This is a genomic window from Geodermatophilus sp. URMC 64 (genome assembly GCF_053502555.1).
Genome location: NZ_CP199955.1, coordinates 3,367,187 through 3,381,064, shown reverse-complemented (window position 1 = coordinate 3,381,064; position 13,878 = coordinate 3,367,187). Strand labels below are relative to the sequence as shown.

The 13,878-nt window shown below is 76.1% G+C and carries 17 protein-coding genes; 8 read left to right on the top strand and 9 right to left on the bottom strand.

What is annotated here, in order from left to right; all coding sequences use genetic code 11:
• Positions 1–37 precede the first annotated feature (37 nt).
• The 3 genes from ACWIYF_RS16410 to ACWIYF_RS16400 are packed head-to-tail and all read left to right on the top strand — an operon-like array spanning position 38 to position 2,879.
• Complete coding sequence (locus ACWIYF_RS16410; RefSeq protein ID WP_448623893.1) at positions 38–1,147, top strand: sigma-E factor regulatory protein RseB domain-containing protein; 1,110 nt, start codon at positions 38–40, stop codon at positions 1,145–1,147.
• On the top strand, positions 1,144–2,073 hold the full coding sequence (locus tag ACWIYF_RS16405; RefSeq protein WP_448623892.1) for an ABC transporter ATP-binding protein: 930 nt from the start codon (positions 1,144–1,146) through the stop codon (positions 2,071–2,073). The genes ACWIYF_RS16410 and ACWIYF_RS16405 overlap by 4 nt, the downstream gene beginning before the upstream one ends.
• Positions 2,070–2,879 carry an ABC transporter permease gene (locus ACWIYF_RS16400; RefSeq protein WP_448623891.1) on the top strand — a complete coding sequence of 270 codons (810 nt, stop codon included), beginning with the start codon at positions 2,070–2,072 and terminating at the stop codon, positions 2,877–2,879. The genes ACWIYF_RS16405 and ACWIYF_RS16400 overlap by 4 nt, the downstream gene beginning before the upstream one ends.
• Here ACWIYF_RS16400 and ACWIYF_RS16395 read toward each other — a convergent pair.
• On the bottom strand, positions 2,876–3,514 hold the full coding sequence (locus tag ACWIYF_RS16395) for a dihydrofolate reductase family protein (protein WP_448623890.1): 639 nt from the start codon (positions 3,512–3,514) through the stop codon (positions 2,876–2,878). The two genes, ACWIYF_RS16400 and ACWIYF_RS16395, sit on opposite strands and share 4 nt — an antisense overlap.
• A 120-nt stretch (positions 3,515–3,634) precedes the next feature.
• On the opposite strand from ACWIYF_RS16395, the gene ACWIYF_RS16390 reads away from it, so the two are divergent.
• The gene (locus tag ACWIYF_RS16390) at positions 3,635–4,129 is read left to right on the top strand and encodes an inorganic diphosphatase (RefSeq protein WP_448623889.1); all 495 of its coding nucleotides are present in this window, start codon (positions 3,635–3,637) and stop codon (positions 4,127–4,129) included.
• Here the strand turns inward: ACWIYF_RS16390 and ACWIYF_RS16385 are convergent.
• Entirely contained in the window at positions 4,126–4,935 is an 810-nt protein-coding gene (locus ACWIYF_RS16385) for a lipase family alpha/beta hydrolase (RefSeq protein ID WP_448623888.1), read from the bottom strand. The genes ACWIYF_RS16390 and ACWIYF_RS16385 overlap by 4 nt on opposite strands.
• A 58-nt stretch (positions 4,936–4,993) precedes the next feature.
• Here ACWIYF_RS16385 and ACWIYF_RS16380 point away from each other — a divergent pair, with 58 nt between their 5' ends.
• Together ACWIYF_RS16380 and ACWIYF_RS16375 are read left to right on the top strand one after the other, a co-directional pair.
• A complete protein-coding gene (locus tag ACWIYF_RS16380) occupies positions 4,994–5,680 on the top strand; it encodes a CDP-alcohol phosphatidyltransferase family protein (protein ID WP_448623887.1) in 687 nt (228 codons plus the stop codon).
• A gap of 57 nt (positions 5,681–5,737) precedes the next feature.
• On the top strand, positions 5,738–6,715 hold the full coding sequence (locus tag ACWIYF_RS16375) for a carbohydrate kinase family protein (protein WP_448623886.1): 978 nt from the start codon (positions 5,738–5,740) through the stop codon (positions 6,713–6,715).
• Between the two features lie 27 nt (positions 6,716–6,742).
• On the opposite strand, the gene ACWIYF_RS16370 is transcribed toward ACWIYF_RS16375, so the two are convergent.
• Positions 6,743–7,399, bottom strand: coding sequence for a flavin reductase family protein (locus ACWIYF_RS16370; RefSeq protein ID WP_448623885.1), 657 nt, complete (start codon positions 7,397–7,399; stop codon positions 6,743–6,745).
• Between the two features lie 92 nt (positions 7,400–7,491).
• Here ACWIYF_RS16370 and ACWIYF_RS16365 point away from each other — a divergent pair, with 92 nt between their 5' ends.
• On the top strand, positions 7,492–7,779 hold the full coding sequence (locus ACWIYF_RS16365) for a hypothetical protein (protein WP_448623884.1): 288 nt from the start codon (positions 7,492–7,494) through the stop codon (positions 7,777–7,779).
• A 2-nt stretch (positions 7,780–7,781) separates the two neighbouring features.
• On the opposite strand, the gene ACWIYF_RS16360 is transcribed toward ACWIYF_RS16365, so the two are convergent.
• Complete coding sequence (locus ACWIYF_RS16360; RefSeq protein WP_448623883.1) at positions 7,782–8,663, bottom strand: sugar phosphate isomerase/epimerase family protein; 882 nt, start codon at positions 8,661–8,663, stop codon at positions 7,782–7,784.
• A 108-nt stretch (positions 8,664–8,771) separates the two neighbouring features.
• Between ACWIYF_RS16360 and ACWIYF_RS16355 the strand changes: the two genes are divergently transcribed.
• Positions 8,772–9,197 carry a DUF3237 domain-containing protein gene (locus tag ACWIYF_RS16355; RefSeq protein WP_448623882.1) on the top strand — a complete coding sequence of 142 codons (426 nt, stop codon included), beginning with the start codon at positions 8,772–8,774 and terminating at the stop codon, positions 9,195–9,197.
• On the opposite strand, the gene ACWIYF_RS16350 is transcribed toward ACWIYF_RS16355, so the two are convergent.
• Genes ACWIYF_RS16350 through ACWIYF_RS16330 form a run of 5 tightly spaced genes read right to left on the bottom strand, consistent with a single transcriptional unit; the run spans position 9,169 to position 13,760 of the window.
• On the bottom strand, positions 9,169–10,305 hold the full coding sequence (locus tag ACWIYF_RS16350) for a glycosyltransferase (RefSeq protein WP_448623881.1): 1,137 nt from the start codon (positions 10,303–10,305) through the stop codon (positions 9,169–9,171). The two genes, ACWIYF_RS16355 and ACWIYF_RS16350, sit on opposite strands and share 29 nt — an antisense overlap.
• Positions 10,302–11,078, bottom strand: coding sequence for a carotenoid biosynthesis protein (locus ACWIYF_RS16345; RefSeq protein ID WP_448623880.1), 777 nt, complete (start codon positions 11,076–11,078; stop codon positions 10,302–10,304). The genes ACWIYF_RS16350 and ACWIYF_RS16345 overlap by 4 nt, the downstream gene beginning before the upstream one ends.
• Positions 11,075–12,661, bottom strand: a complete 1,587-nt coding sequence (locus ACWIYF_RS16340) for a phytoene desaturase family protein (protein WP_448623879.1) — start codon at positions 12,659–12,661, stop codon at positions 11,075–11,077. The genes ACWIYF_RS16345 and ACWIYF_RS16340 overlap by 4 nt, the downstream gene beginning before the upstream one ends.
• A 5-nt stretch (positions 12,662–12,666) precedes the next feature.
• The gene (locus ACWIYF_RS16335; RefSeq protein ID WP_448623878.1) at positions 12,667–13,245 is read right to left on the bottom strand and encodes a GNAT family N-acetyltransferase; all 579 of its coding nucleotides are present in this window, start codon (positions 13,243–13,245) and stop codon (positions 12,667–12,669) included.
• Positions 13,242–13,760 (bottom strand): YbaK/EbsC family protein, encoded by a 519-nt coding sequence (locus ACWIYF_RS16330; protein WP_448623877.1) that lies wholly within the window; start codon positions 13,758–13,760, stop codon positions 13,242–13,244. The genes ACWIYF_RS16335 and ACWIYF_RS16330 overlap by 4 nt, the downstream gene beginning before the upstream one ends.
• Positions 13,761–13,878 lie beyond the last annotated feature (118 nt).

The window sequence follows — 13,878 nt, the reverse complement described above, 5'->3', positions numbered from 1 at the left end:
ACGGTGCGCGCGCGGTCGGCGTCGTACCGTCGTCGGCGTGGTGCGGGAGCGGTACGGCGCGGCCCGGCGCTGGTCGCTCGTGGCCGCGCTGGTCGCCGTCCTCGCCGCGCTGCCCGCGGTGATCGGGGCGCTGCCGGCCGAGGACTCCGACGTCTCGGCCGGCGACCTGCGCGCCGCGGTGCTCGCCAGCGAGGACGTCGGCTTCTCCGGGTACGCCGAGTCCGCCGGCGGACTGGCGCTGCCGGTGTCCGACGAGCTGCCGAGCCTGGCCGACCTGTTCAGCGACCGGACGACGATGCGCGTCTGGTGGCGCGGCGCCGACGAGCACCGCGTCGACGTGGTCAGCGCCGCCGGGGAGACCGACGTCCACCGCGACCGCCAGGGGAGCTGGATCTGGGAGTACGAGGCGAACCGGGTCACCCGTACCGCGGCCGCGCCGCTCAGCCTGCCCGCCGCGCCCGATCTGCTGCCGACCACGCTCGGCCGGCGGCTGCTCTCCGAGGCGGCGCCGGACGAGCTCACCCGCATCGGCGCCGCCCGCATCGCCGGCCGGGATGCCCTCGGCCTGCGGCTGGTGCCGGCCGAGGCCGCGGCGTCGGTCGCGCGGGTCGAGGTCTGGGTGGACGGGTCGACCGGGCTGCCGCTGAAGCTGCAGGTGTTCGGCAAGGGCGCCCGCAACCCGGCGCTGGACACCCGCTTCCTCGACCTGGACCTGCGCCGCCCGTCGCCGGAGGTGGTCGCATTCACCCCGCCCTCCGGGGTCGTGTTCGGCCGGGACGTGGAGAACGGCGTGCTGGACACGGCCGACCGACGGCTGCGGCGGGTCGGCCTGCCCGCCGTCCTCGCCGGGCTGCCGCGCCGGTCGATCGAGGGCGCGCCGGACGCGATCGGCCTGTACGGCCGCGGGGTGACGCTGCTGGCCGTCGTCCCGGTGCCGCGGCGCTTCGCCGGGGACCTGCGCCGGGCGGCCGCGGCCAGCCCGACCGCGGTCGACGACGAGCTCGGCACCCGGCTGACCGCCGGCCCGCTCGGGATCATGCTGGTCGGGGCCCCGGGGGAGCAGACCTACGTGCTCACCGGCACGGTCACCCTCGACGCGCTCGAGGCCGCCGCGCGGGAGCTCCCGGACCTCCGGAGCCGCGGATGACCGCGGTGATCGCCACGCGCGGCCTGGTCAAGCGCTTCGGCCGGGTGCGGGCCGTCGACGGCATCGACCTCGACGTCCGCGAGGGCGACGTCTACGGCTTCCTCGGCGCCAACGGGTCGGGCAAGACGACGACGGTGCGCATGCTGCTGGGGCTCGTCCTGCCGACCAGCGGCGAGGTGCAGCTGCTTGGCGGGCGGATGCCGCGGGCCGGACGCCGGGTGCTGCCGCGGGTCGGCGCGCTGATCGAGGGCCCGGCGCACTACGGGCACCTCTCCGGCCGGGAGAACCTCGCGCTGCTCGACGCCTCCGGCGCGGGCGGCGGCTGGCGCACCCGGCGGCGGCGGATCGACGAGGTGCTCGAGCAGGTCGGGCTGGCCGGCGTCGGCCGCCGTCCGGTCAAGGCGTATTCGCTGGGCATGCGCCAGCGGCTGGGCCTGGCCGGGGCGCTGCTGCGGCGCCCGGAGCTGCTCGTGCTCGACGAGCCGACCAACGGGCTGGACCCGCAGGGCATCCACGAGGTCCGCACGCTGCTGCTGGAGCTGCACCGCGGCGGGACGACGATCTTCCTCTCCAGCCACCTGCTGGCCGAGGTCGAGCAGATGGCGACCCGGGTCGGCGTCCTCGACCGCGGCCGGCTGGTGCTGCAGGAGGAGCTGGCCGTGCTGACCGCGCCCACCGGCTCGACGGTCGTGCACACGCCCGACCCCGACCGGGTGCGGGCCACGCTGGACGGGCGGGTCACCGCGGTCGACGGTCGGCGGGTGGTCGTGCGCGGCGCGGACCCGGCCGAGGTGAACGCCCTGCTCGTGCGGGCCGGCGTGCCCGTGACCGGGCTGGCCCTGGAGCGCCCGACGCTGGAGCAGGTCGTGCTGCACGCGGCCGGCACCAGCCCGGACCGGGTGGACGCGCGGGGATCGGTCCGATGATCACAGTCGAGCTGCGCAAGCTGTTCCGCCGGCCGCGGACGTGGGCGACGATCGCCGTCCTCAACGCGCTGCCGATCACCGTCGCCGTCCTCCTGCTGATCACCGACCTGGCGCCCCGGCCGGGGGAGGGGCCGCCGTTCCTCTCCGCCGTCCTCACCAACGGCGCGCTGTTCCCGCTGGCCGCGCTGGCGATCGTGCTGCCGCTGTTCCTGCCGATCGCGGTGGCCGTCGTGGCCGGTGACGCGGTGGCCGGCGAGGCGCAGGCCGGCACGCTGCGCTACCTGCTGGCCCGCCCGGCCGGCCGCACCCGGCTGCTGGTGGCCAAGCTGGTCGCCGTCCTGGCGTTCGTGCTGGTGACGGTCGTCGTGGTGGCCGCCGTCGGCTACCTGCTCGGGACGACGCTGTTCGACGCCCAGCCGGTCGGCGGGACGTCGGTGTCGGGCACCTCGCTGACCGCGGAGGAGCTGACCGGCCGCACGCTGCTCTCCATCGGCTACGTGACCGTGTCGATGTGCGGGGTGGCCGCGTTCGCGCTGTTCTTCTCCACGTTCACCGACTCGCCGCTGGGCGCGACCCTCGGCGCCCTGGCGGTGCTCGTCGCCTCGTCGCTGCTGTTCACTCTCGACGCCGCGTCGCCGATCGCGCCCTACCTGCCCACGCGGTACTGGCTGGCGTTCGTCGACTTCTTCCGCGACCCGATCCACTGGCGCGACATCACCCGCGGACTGGCGCTGCAGGGCGTCTACGTCGGGGTGCTGCTCGCCGCCGCCTGGGCGAACTTCACGACCAAGGACGTCACGAGCTAGCCGCGCACCAGGCGGACGTGCGTCACGGTCTCCGAGGGGACGAACTCGGCCAGCTCCAGGTCCGTGCCGACGCCGTCGCCGAGCAGCCGCTCGCCGGCCCCCAGCAGCAGCGGGACGACGGCCACGTGGAGCTCGTCGAGCAGGCCGGCGCGCAGGTACTCGCGGACGACGGACGCCCCACCGCCGAGCCGCACGTCCTGCCCGCCGGCCGCGGCGAACGCCTGCTCCAGCGCCGACTCGATGCCGTCGGTGACGAAGAAGAACGTCGTCCCGCCGGCCATCTCGATCGGCTCGTGCGGAAAGTGGGTCAGGACGAAGACCGGGTGGTGGTAGGGCGGCTCGGGCCCCCACCAGCCCTTCCAGTCGGTGTCGCCCCACTCGCCGCGCACGGGGCCGAACATGTTGCGGCCCATGATCGTCGCGCCAATGTTCTCGTCGCCGCGGCGCGCGAAGTCGTCGTCCCGCCCGGTCGACCCACCGGGCTCACCGACCATGTCGTGCCAGAACGCGGTCTGGAACATCCACTCGTGCAGCCGCTCGCCACCGACGCCCAGCGGCTCCTCGAGGCTCTGGTCCGGCCCGGCGGCGTAGCCGTCGAGCGACATCGACATGTTGTGGACCCGCAGCTTCGGCATGGCGTCCTCCTCGTCCCGGTCTCGTCCCTGACGACTCGGCCGCGGCCGCGAAGTCATCGGTCCCGAGTTGACGCGCCCGCGCTACCGGGCGAAGGTCGCTCTCGCCGGGAGGGGTGGTCCGTGGACGTCGACGTGATGGTCGAGATCCCCAAGGGATCGCGGAACAAGTACGAGTACGACCCGGAGTGGGGCCGCATCCGGCTGGACCGGATGCTGTTCACCGCGACCGGCTATCCCGGCGACTACGGGTTCGTGCCGGACACCCTCGCCGAGGACGACGACCCGATCGACGTCCTCCTGCTGCTCGACGAGCCGACCTTCCCCGGCTGCCTGGTCCACGCGCGGATCATCGCCGTGTACTGGATGCGCGACGAGGCCGGCCCGGACGCCAAGCTGCTGGGCGTGCCGGCCGAGGACCCGCGGCACGCGCACCTCAGGGAGCTCGAGGACGTGCCGATGCACCAGATCGCCGAGATCTGGCACTTCTTCGACATCTACAAGCGGATCGAGCCGCACAAGTCGACCGAGTCCGGCCACTGGGAGCGCAGCAAGGAGGCCGTGCAGGCCCTGGAGCAGGCCCGGCGGCGCTTCGCCGAGCACGGCGCGTCGGCCTAGCCGCCGCCCAGCCGCGCGCAGTCGGCCGGGGTCAGCGCGACCGGGTCGCCGGCGGCCAATTCGGCCTCGACCATCGCCTGCACCAGCGGCGACCGCGGCAGCCCGCCGTGGCCCACCTGCGCGTCGGCGCACACCGACTGGACGGTCAGGTTCAGGGCGCCGTCCAGGCGGGCGGAGTCCGGCGGGGTGACCGTCTCGTCCTGCGTCGTCCAGATGGAGACCCAGGTCGGCCCGGCCGGGGTCTCGTCGCCGGCGTTGAGCTGCGCCAGCAGAGCGCTGCCGGTGGCGAGCTGCCGGCAGCCCTCCGGGCAGCGGCCGGGGGCGACCCGCCCGGCGAGGTCGGCCAGGGTCGTGCCGTGGTGCGGGGCGCCGAGGGTGACCACCCGCCGGGCGACGGCGGCCCCGCCGTCGGCGATCCAGAGCCGGGCGATGACCCCGCCCGCGGAGTACCCGACGACGTCGACGCTGTCGGCGCCGGTCCGCTCCAGCGCGTCGGCGGCGGCGGCGCCGAGCGCGTCGGCGGAGGCGCCCAGGTCCCCGGTCCCGTCGCCCGGGACGGCGACCACCGTGGCGTCGCGGCCCGCGGCGGTGAGCCGGTCGGCGAGCTCCCGCAGCGACGCCGTCGACCCGCCGTAGCCGGGCACGAGCAGCACCGGTCCCGGCTCCTCCTGCGAGACCGGCTCGTCGCCGCGGCCGGCCCCGTGGGGGACGAGCAGGACGGCGGCCAGCGCGACCACCGCGACGCCCACCAGCGCCAGCACGGCCAGGACGACGCGTCGGCGGGCGGGGGAGAGGCCGGCGAGCACCCTCCCACTGTCCCTGGTCTCGCCGTCCGCGCCACCGGCTGGTGGACTGCGGCCCGTGATGAGCCGCGACGAGTACCTGGCCGCGTGGTCGCGCTGGCACGGCGGCACGCGGCCGGCCGGGCTGGTCCGCGGCTGGCTGTCGCTGGCCTACGGCCTGGCCCGCCCGCTGGCCGGCCTCCCGCCGGTGCTCGTCACGGCGCTCGGGCTGCTGGTGTCGGTGGCCGCGGTCGGCGCGGCCGTCGCGGGCGGCGGGTGGCTGGTCGCCGCCGGGTTGCTGGTGGGGCTCTCCGGCCTGCTCGACAGCCTCGACGGGGCGCTGGCGATCGGCACCGGCCGGGCGTCGCGGCGCGGCTTCGTGCTCGACTCCGCCGTCGACCGGCTGACCGAGGCCGCCTACGCGGGCGCGCTGTGGGCGGCGGGCGCGCCCGGCTGGCTGGCCGCCGCGTTCGGCGCGCTGTGCTGGCTGCCGGACTACCTGCGGGCGCGGGCCGGTCAGGCGGGGGTGGCCGAGACCGGGGCGCTGTCGGTGTGGGAGCGGCCGACGCGGGTGGCGATGGCCGGGTTGACTCTCGGCGGGGCGGGGGTCGTCGGCGGGGCCGCGGCGACCGTCGTCACCGCGGGGACGGCGGCCGGCGCGGTCCTCGGCGCGGTGGCCGTGGCCCAGCTCGGCGTCGCCCTGCGCCGCGCGCTCGGTGACCGCACCGGGCCACCGGCGGGCGGGTCCGCGGGGGCACACCTACCCTGAGGTGCTGTTTCGCGCGACGTCGCGCGTCGTTCACCGTCTCCAGAGGAGCGTCTGCCCGTGCCCGTCGCCGTCACCGGCTCGATCGCCACCGACCACCTGATGACCTTCCCGGGCACGTTCACCGAGCAGTTCGTCGAGGGCCAGATGGAGAACGTGTCGCTGTCGTTCCTCGTCGACGACCTGGTCCAGCACCGCGGCGGCGCCGGGGCGAACATCGCCTACGGGCTGGGCCTGCTGGGGCTGGGGCCGGTGCTGGTCGGCGCCGTCGGCAGCGACTTCGCCGACTACGAGGCCTGGCTGTCGCGGCACGGCGTGGACACGGGCAGCGTGCGCTGGTCGGAGCTCAAGCACACCGCCCGGTTCGTGTGCACCACCGACGCGAAGAACAACCAGATCGCCTCGTTCTACTCGGGCGCGATGGCGGAGGCGGCGCAGATCGAGCTGGCGCCGGTCGAGCGGCGGGTGGGCCCGCTGGACCTGGTCGTCGTCGGGCCGAACGACCCGACCGCGATGGTTCGCCACACCGAGGAGTGCCGGCAGCGCGGGTACGCCTTCGCCGCCGACCCCAGCCAGCAGCTGGCCTGGGCCGACGGCGACATGATCCGCTCGCTGGTCGAGGACGCCGACGTGCTGTTCACCAACGAGTACGAGGCCGCGCTGCTGCTGCAGAAGACCGGCTGGACCGAGGGGGAGGTGCTCGCCCGGGTCGGTACCTGGGTGACCACCCGCGCGGCCGACGGCGTGCTCGTGCGCCGGGCCGGCGAGGAGCCGCTCCGCGTGCGCGCGGTGCCCGAGACCAAGCCGGTGGAGCCGACCGGCGGCGGCGACGCGCTGCGGGCGGGCTTCATCGCCGGCCGGACCTGGGGGCTCTCCCTCGAGCGGTCCACCCAGCTCGGCTCCGCCGTCGCCACCGAGGCGGTCGAGGTGGTGGGCACGCAGGAGTACTCGATCGTCCGCGAGCCGTTCCTCGAGCGCTTCGCCGACGCCTTCGGCACCGCCGCCGCCGCGGAGATCGCGACGCATCTCCCCGCCTGAGCGGGCTTTCGGTACAGAAAGCCCGGGTCAGCCGCCGCGGAGGCGTTCGCCGATCGACGGGTCGCCCGACCACCTCTTGTACGGGATCCGCGGGATCTCCAGGACCTCGCCGAGCGTCGTCCACTCGTTGCCGCCGAGCCGGGCGACGGGGTCGAGGTGCTCGATCCGCGGCCGCCCGTCGCGCACCGCGTGCTCCCAGACGCTGACCGCCAGCACCCGGCCGAAGACCACCCAGCAGTCGCCCAGCTTCACCGTCGAGTGCAGCGTGCACTCGATGCTGACCGGCGACTCGGCCACCCGCTTCGCCGCCACCCGGTCGCTGGGTTCCAGCCGGACGCCGGTGTGCTCGGCCTCGCTCTGGTCCGGCGGGAAGTCGGTCCCGGTGGCGTTGATCTGCTCGAACAGCGCCCGCGGGGTGAGGTTCACGGTGAACTCGCCGGTCGCCTCGACGTTGCTCAGCGAGTCCTTGCGGCCCACCGAGGTGAACTGCACGATCGGCGGCTCGACGCAGGCCACGGTGTAGAAGGAGTGCGGCGCCAGGTTGTCCACGCCGTCCGCCGAACGGCTGCACACCCAGGCGATCGGGCGCGGCACCACGACCGAGTTGAGGACCCGGTAGAACGCCCGGGACTCCATCTCGGCGGGGTCGAACTGCGTGCGGGGCGGCGAGTCGGCCGAGGTCACGCCGTCATCGTCGTCCACCCCGGCTGCGCGGGCGCGCGGTGCTCCCCTGGGCGGACACTGGGCGGGAACCGCCGCGACAGACGGAGGACGCCATGGCCGACCGGGTCGATGTCATCGGGAGGGACGGCGTCGTCGCTCGTCGCACCGGGAGGTCGCTGGCGCCGCGCGCCCTCGTCCCGGCACTGGCGCGTGCGGCCACCGCCGGGCCGGTGCTCGCCGCGTCCGCGGTCGCCGTGACCGCGCTCGCGGCCGCGAAGGCGATCGAGGCGGTGGGCCGCGTGGCCGGGAGGCAGCTCGCCGGTCGCAGCCTGCCACCGCCCACCGGCGCCACCCGGATCCAGGTCACCTGGATCCGGGTCGACATCCGCCGGCCGTCCTGACCTCACCTGCTCGCGTTCACGACCCGCTTCGTGGCCGTACCGAGGATCGTGGCGACCTCGGCCGCCGGCTTGGTCGCGAGCTCGGCGGAGAGGACCTCGACGGAGATCGGCGCCGCGACGCCCATTCCTGCGAGCAGGCGCAGGAAGTGCACCAGGTCGAAGTCCCCGTCGCCCGGCGGCAGCCGGTGCTGCATGGTGTCGGTGACGAAGTCGGGGTCGCGGGGGGACGCCGGTCCGTCGTCCAGCTGGATCATGAAGACGCGGTCGGGACTCATCGCCCGCAGCAGGTCGTCGTCCGCGCGGCCGCGGAAGTGGTGCCAGCTGTCGACGCACAGCCCGCCGTTGGGCCGCCCGGCCTCCGCCACGATCCGCTGCCCGACGCCGGCGTCCGGGACGTTGGTGGTGGGGACGAACTCCAGGGCCACCAGCAGGCCGTGGTCCGCGGCGCGGTCGCACAGCGCGGCGAACGCCTCCGCCGCGTCGTCCTCCAGGACGTCCGTGCCGAACGTGCCGACGGCCTGCAGGTGCCGCACGCCGAAGGCGTCCGCGATCTCGAAGAAGATGGCCTCGGTGCCCGGATCCGTGTAGCGGACGCCGGGGATCGGCTCGCTCTGCGCCGCCGCGCCGGACACGGAGAAGCCCAGGAAGACCTCGAGCTCGGCCAGCCGCAGCCCGTGCCGGTCCAGCGCGTCGCGCATCTGCGCGATCTCGAGGCCCTCCCCGCGCAGCCGCGTGTACTCCCAGACGGACAGGCCGATCCCGTCGAACCCGCCGGCCGCGGCGGCGGACACCCGCTCCTCGAAGGGCACCGGCCCGATCGAACCGTTGGCGAGGATCAGCGCTCCGGCTCCGAGCGGAGGAACGGTGGACACGTCGGCGCTCATCGGCGGACCGCCTCCAGGGCTTGTTGGCGAGAGGCAGTAACTGTATGGTCCGCCAAGTAACTGGGCAACCCGCACGGCTCCCGGAAGGGGACCCCTGCCATGTCTCAGGTGGACGCATCCACGGGCACCGGCCTCCAGCTCGTGCCGCTCGCGCGGGTGTCCGTCGCGGCCGGCGAGATGCACCGGATCGACGGCGGGCCGTTCGGCAGCCGGATCATCGCGTCGATCAGCGAGGGTCGCTGGGACGGCGAGCGGCTCGCCGGACGGATCGTGGGTGCGGGCGGCGACTGGGCGAAGCCCGGCCCCGGCGACGCCATGCTGCTCGACGTGCGCCAGGTCATCGAGACCGACGACGGGGCGATCATCTACGTCAGCTACTCGGGCCGGTGCGACCGCTCCCGGGGGACGTACACGGTCGCGCCGACGTTCGAGACCTCCGACGAGCGCTACGCCTGGCTCAACAGCGTGCTGGCGGTCGGCCAGGGCCGGTTCGAGGACGGCCGGCTCAACTACGAGATGTTCGAGGTCCGGTAGCGACCGCACCGATCGGCCGCCCGCGCCAGGTCAGCGTGCCGCGGCGGCGGCCGCGGACCGACCGCACCAGCAGCGCGTCGAGCACCAGCAGCGAGACCGGGTGGGCCAGCGCGTCGGGCCACACCCGTCCGCCGGTGCGGACGGCGACCACGGCCCGCCCGGCCACGCCCGCGAGGTAGCCGGCCAGCCCGGCGCGCGAGCCGCGCAGCGCAGCGACCGCGGGGACGACGCCCCCCGCGGTGAGCACCGCCGCCGCGGCCAGGCTCGCGGCCGGGGAGCCGCCGACCGTGCCCCACAGCGACTTCGTGTAGCCGTCGCGCAGCGCCGGCCAGCCCTCGTACATCCGGCAGGCGGCCAGCCGCGAGCCGTCGACCGGCACGCCCCGGCCCCCGGCCCGCTTCACCGCGCGCAGCAGCGCGAGGTCCTCGAGCACCTCGCCGCGGACCGCCGCGTGCCCGCCGGCCCGGCGGTAGCTGCCGGCCCGCACGACGAGGAACTGCCCGTTGGCTGCCGCCAGCGACGGGCGCGCCGAGCGCTCGGCCAGCCGCAGCGGGAGCGTGGTCGCCCACAGCCACGGCGAGAGCGGCTGGACCACCCGCTCGGCGAGCGTGCCGGCCAGCGGCCGCGGCCACGGCGACACGAGGTCCAGCCCGTGCGCGTCGAGCAGGGCGACGGCTGCCGCGACGGCGTCCGGCCACAGCCGCACGTCGGCGTCGAGGAAGACGAGCACGCCGTCGTCGTCCGGTCCGGCCTCGGCCGCGCCGACGGCGCAGGCGTGCGGCTTGCCGAGCCAGCCGGCCGGCGGCCCCTTCGTCTCGATGAGGTGGACCCGCGGGTCGGCGACCGCCCGGACGATCTCGGCGGTGCCGTCGGTGGAGCCGTCGTCGACCACCACCACCCGCAGGCCGGGGACGCCGCGCTGGTCGAGCACCCCGGCCAGGCACGCGCCGACCTGCCGCGCCTCGTCGCGCACCGGCAGGACGACGGTCACCGGGCGGCGCACCAGCGGCGGCACGGCCGGCGGCCGGCGCAGCAGGGCCATGTTGACCGCCGCGTGCACCGCGCCCGCGGCCGACATCCCCGCGAGGACCCTGACCAGGCGGCTCACGACCGGATCCGCTGCCGGGCGAGCGCCACCAGCACCGGGACGGCGAGGACCGCGCCCCACGCCGCCGATCCCGGCAGCCCCAGCCAGCCGGCGTGCGCGAGTGCGCCGCCCAGCGTCATCCAGCCCAGGGCGAGCAGCGGCGCGGCGTCACCGGTCCGGCGCGCCGTCGCGGTGGGGGCGACCAGCGCGTCGAGCAGGCCCATGAGCACCAGCCCGGCCAGCAGCCAGCCGCCGAGGTTGGTCAGCGGCACGGTGTCGATGCCCGGCAGCCCGGGCTCCGGATCGGCCCACGTCCAGTACCCGGCCTGCACCATCTGCGGATCCAGGACGACGTCCCACGCGGCGAACACGCCGGCGGCGACGGCGACGCGGGCCAGTCGGCGGCGGGCCAGCCGGGCGGCCAGCACCCAGCTCGGCCAGGCCATCATCAGCCAGGCCAGCGGCACGAGGAACGGTACGCCGAGCAGCCGGGGCCCGAGCACGTCGCCGTAGGTGTACCGGCCGTAGGGGAAGCCGGTGGCCAGGCCCACCGCCTCGACCGCGATCGCCGTGACCACGACGAGACCGGCGACGCCGAGGCCGGTGCGCCGGCCGCGGGAGATGCCGGCGTGGGTCACGGACACCGCCGACCCCAGCAGCACGATCGCCCAGGTCACCGCGTCGCGCGCCCCGCCGTCGGTGAGCGGGTAGGCGATCGCGGTCAGGACCAGGAGCACGGCGAGCACGAGGGGGACCCGCCGTCCGACCACCCCCGGCGCGGTCGCGGTCGTCACCGGGGCCACCGCGCGAACCGGCGCCTCCTGCGGTCGGCCAGCACCAGCCGGGCCGCCGTCCGGCCGGAGTTGCCGGACACCCCGCCGCCGGGGTGCGTGGACGCGCCGGCCAGGTACAGCCCGGCCAGCCCCGGCACCCGGTGGCCGGCCAGCGCCGGCGTCGGCCGGAACGCGAACATGCTGGCCAGCCCCATCTCCACGTGCATCACGTTGCCACGGGGCAGTGACAGCTCCTGCTCCAGCCGCAGCGGGGTCTGCACGTAGCGGTCGAGCACCGAGGCGGCGAAGCCCGGCGCGAACCGGTCCACGGCCGCGATCAGCCGGTCGGCCTCGGCGTCGGCGAGGGCGTCCCAGTCGCCGCCGTCCTTCAGCTCGTACGGGTACCACTGACCCCACAGCGTGACCACGTGCCGTCCTTCCGGCGCGAGGGTGCGATCGGACGCGGAGAAGCACATCGCGAGCGGGACCGGGACGCGGGGCAGCCGGCCGGCCTGCCAGTCGCCGTGCGCGGCGGCCAGCTCGGCGCGGTCGGTGCACAGCAGCTGCAGGCCGCCCTGCGCCTCGGGGCCCGCGCCGGGGTAGGACGGCGGTGCGTCGGTGAGCGCGCGGACGACGAGGCCGAAGCCGTTGCCCAGCGGCGGCCGGGCGTCCGCGAGCGCAGGGGGAGCGGCGTCGCCGGCCAGCTCGCGGGTGGCCAGGACGTGGCAGGCCGCGACGACGGTGCCGGCCGCGATCCGCCGTCCGGACGCCGTCGCCACGCCGGTGACGCGACCGTCCTCTACCAGCAGCCGCGTGGCGGCGTCGCCCAGGGCGACCCGGCCGCCGTCGGCCTCGAGCCGGCGGCGCAGCGCCGCGGTGAGCGCGCCCGAGCCGCCCACCGGATGACCGGGCGGGACCGCGTGCAGGAGCGCCACCCAGCCGACCATCGCCGCCGTCCCCGGCTCGGACATCGCCGGGCCGGACTGCGCGCCGAACCAGGCCAGCGCCGCCTTCAGCCGCTCGCTGGTGAACCAGCGGTCGAGCAGCGCGTCGCCCGAGCCGAGGAAGTCGACGGCTAGCTCGCCGCCCGGCGTCCGGGGCCGGCCGTTGCGCGGGGCGCCGAGCGGCCAGAAGGCGCGCAGCAGGTTCCCCGCCGCGGGCCGGCCGCCGAACGCGGCGACCACGGCGCGGCTGCGCGGCGCCCAGACCTCGACGAAGCGCCGGTAGGCCGTGGCGTCGTCCGGACCGCAGGCGGCCGCGATCGAGGCGCAGGTGGCGTCGAGGTCTCTCCGGAAGACCAGGGGCGGGTCACCCGGCGCGAAGCCCCACGGGTCGCAGTCGACGTAGCGCAGCCCGTGCGCGGCCAGGTCGAGCTCCTCGACGATCCCGCTGTGCCGGATGATCACGTGCGCGCTGGAGCCGCGGTCGACCCGCACGCCCGGCCAGCGCTCCACCGTCGAGGCCGCGCCCCCGAGGACGGCGTCGCGCTCGAGGACCTCGACCGACAGGCCGGCGCGGGCCAGGTAGCAGGCCGCGACCAGCCCGTTGTGGCCCGAGCCGACGACGACGGCGTCGGCGACGTCGTCGGGGCGGCGGTCCGGCACGCGGGTCAGGCGTCGGGGGCCGGCGCGCGCAGCGGCAGCCGCGCGCCGAGGATGGCGAACGGCCGCGAGTCCCCGGGGAAGTGGTGGCCGCGGGCCAGGTCGACGAAGCCGTCGGCGTGGTAGAGCCGGAAGGCCTTGGTGTCGGCGTCGGGGGTGGACAGCAGTGCGGCCGGATGCGGCAGGCCGGCCACCAGGGCGTGCAGCAGCTGCCGGCCCAGCCCGCGGCTCTGGTGTTCGGGGTGGACGTGCAGCTCGCACACCTCGAAGGCGCCGGGCAGCCAGCGCTTCGCCGTCCGGCGGTCGAGCGCGGCGCGCACCTGGTCGTGCCACCACTGGCCGGGGGCGACCAGGTAGCCGTAGCCGAAGCCGACGAGCTGCTCGCCCTCCGGCGTCTCGGCGAACGCGCCGACGGCGCGGAAGCCCGGGCGCTCGGTGTGCTGCATCGCGTAGCCGTAGCGGCCGGCGACGACCGAGGGGTCGTAGCCCATGGCCAGCCCGTAGATGGCCAGGGCCTCGTGCATGTGCTCGCGGATCCACGAGACGGGCAGCTCGGTGACCCGTGCGGTGGGCCGGGTGCCGGTCATGGGCCGACCGCCTCCTCGACGTCGGGATCGAGCATGCCCCCGGCCACCTCCGCGGCCGTGCCGGCGGTGAGCCGGAGCAGCTCCTCGTAGGTGGTGGGGAAGACCGCCGAGGGATGCCCCGCCGAGGCCCACACGCGCTCGTAGCGGGCCAGCTCCACGTCGACCAGCGTGCCGATCGGCTCGGGGTGGCCGATGGGGGCCACCCCGCCGATGGGCTGCCCGGTGTGCTCCCGGACGAAGTCGGGCGAGGCCCGCCGGACGTGCGGGACGCCGAGCAGCCCGGCCACCTGCACCTCGTCGACGCGGTGCCCGCCGCTGGTGAGGACGAGCAGGGGCTCGCCGTCGACGTCGAACAGCAGGCTGTTGGCGATCGCGCCGACGGGGACGCCGAGCTGGGCCGCGGCCGCCGCGGCGGTGCGGGCGCTGCCCGGCAGCTCGCGCACCTGCCCGGCTGCTCCGGAGGCGGCGAGGAGCTCGGCGACCTCGGCGACCCGTGGGTGCGCGGGACGGGTCATGGGGGAATCCTGCCACCGGCCCCGCGGCCCGCGCGCCCCGATCCGGCGCGGTCGGCGGCGGGACACGGGCGGCGCACCACTTGACGGGCGCGGCCGCGTCAGGTCTACTTCTCCGTGT

Coding starts and splice junctions, on each gene's coding strand:
- ACWIYF_RS16405 (WP_448623892.1), top strand. CDS start 1,144: ATGACCGCGGTGATCGCCACGCGCGGCCTGGTCAAGCGCTTCGGCCGG.
- ACWIYF_RS16400 (WP_448623891.1), top strand. CDS start 2,070: ATGATCACAGTCGAGCTGCGCAAGCTGTTCCGCCGGCCGCGGACGTGG.
- ACWIYF_RS16395 (WP_448623890.1), bottom strand. CDS start 3,514: ATGCCGAAGCTGCGGGTCCACAACATGTCGATGTCGCTCGACGGCTAC.
- ACWIYF_RS16380 (WP_448623887.1), top strand. CDS start 4,994: ATGAGCCGCGACGAGTACCTGGCCGCGTGGTCGCGCTGGCACGGCGGC.
- ACWIYF_RS16365 (WP_448623884.1), top strand. CDS start 7,492: ATGGCCGACCGGGTCGATGTCATCGGGAGGGACGGCGTCGTCGCTCGT.
- ACWIYF_RS16360 (WP_448623883.1), bottom strand. CDS start 8,663: ATGAGCGCCGACGTGTCCACCGTTCCTCCGCTCGGAGCCGGAGCGCTG.
- ACWIYF_RS16335 (WP_448623878.1), bottom strand. CDS start 13,245: ATGACCGGCACCCGGCCCACCGCACGGGTCACCGAGCTGCCCGTCTCG.
- ACWIYF_RS16330 (WP_448623877.1), bottom strand. CDS start 13,760: ATGACCCGTCCCGCGCACCCACGGGTCGCCGAGGTCGCCGAGCTCCTC.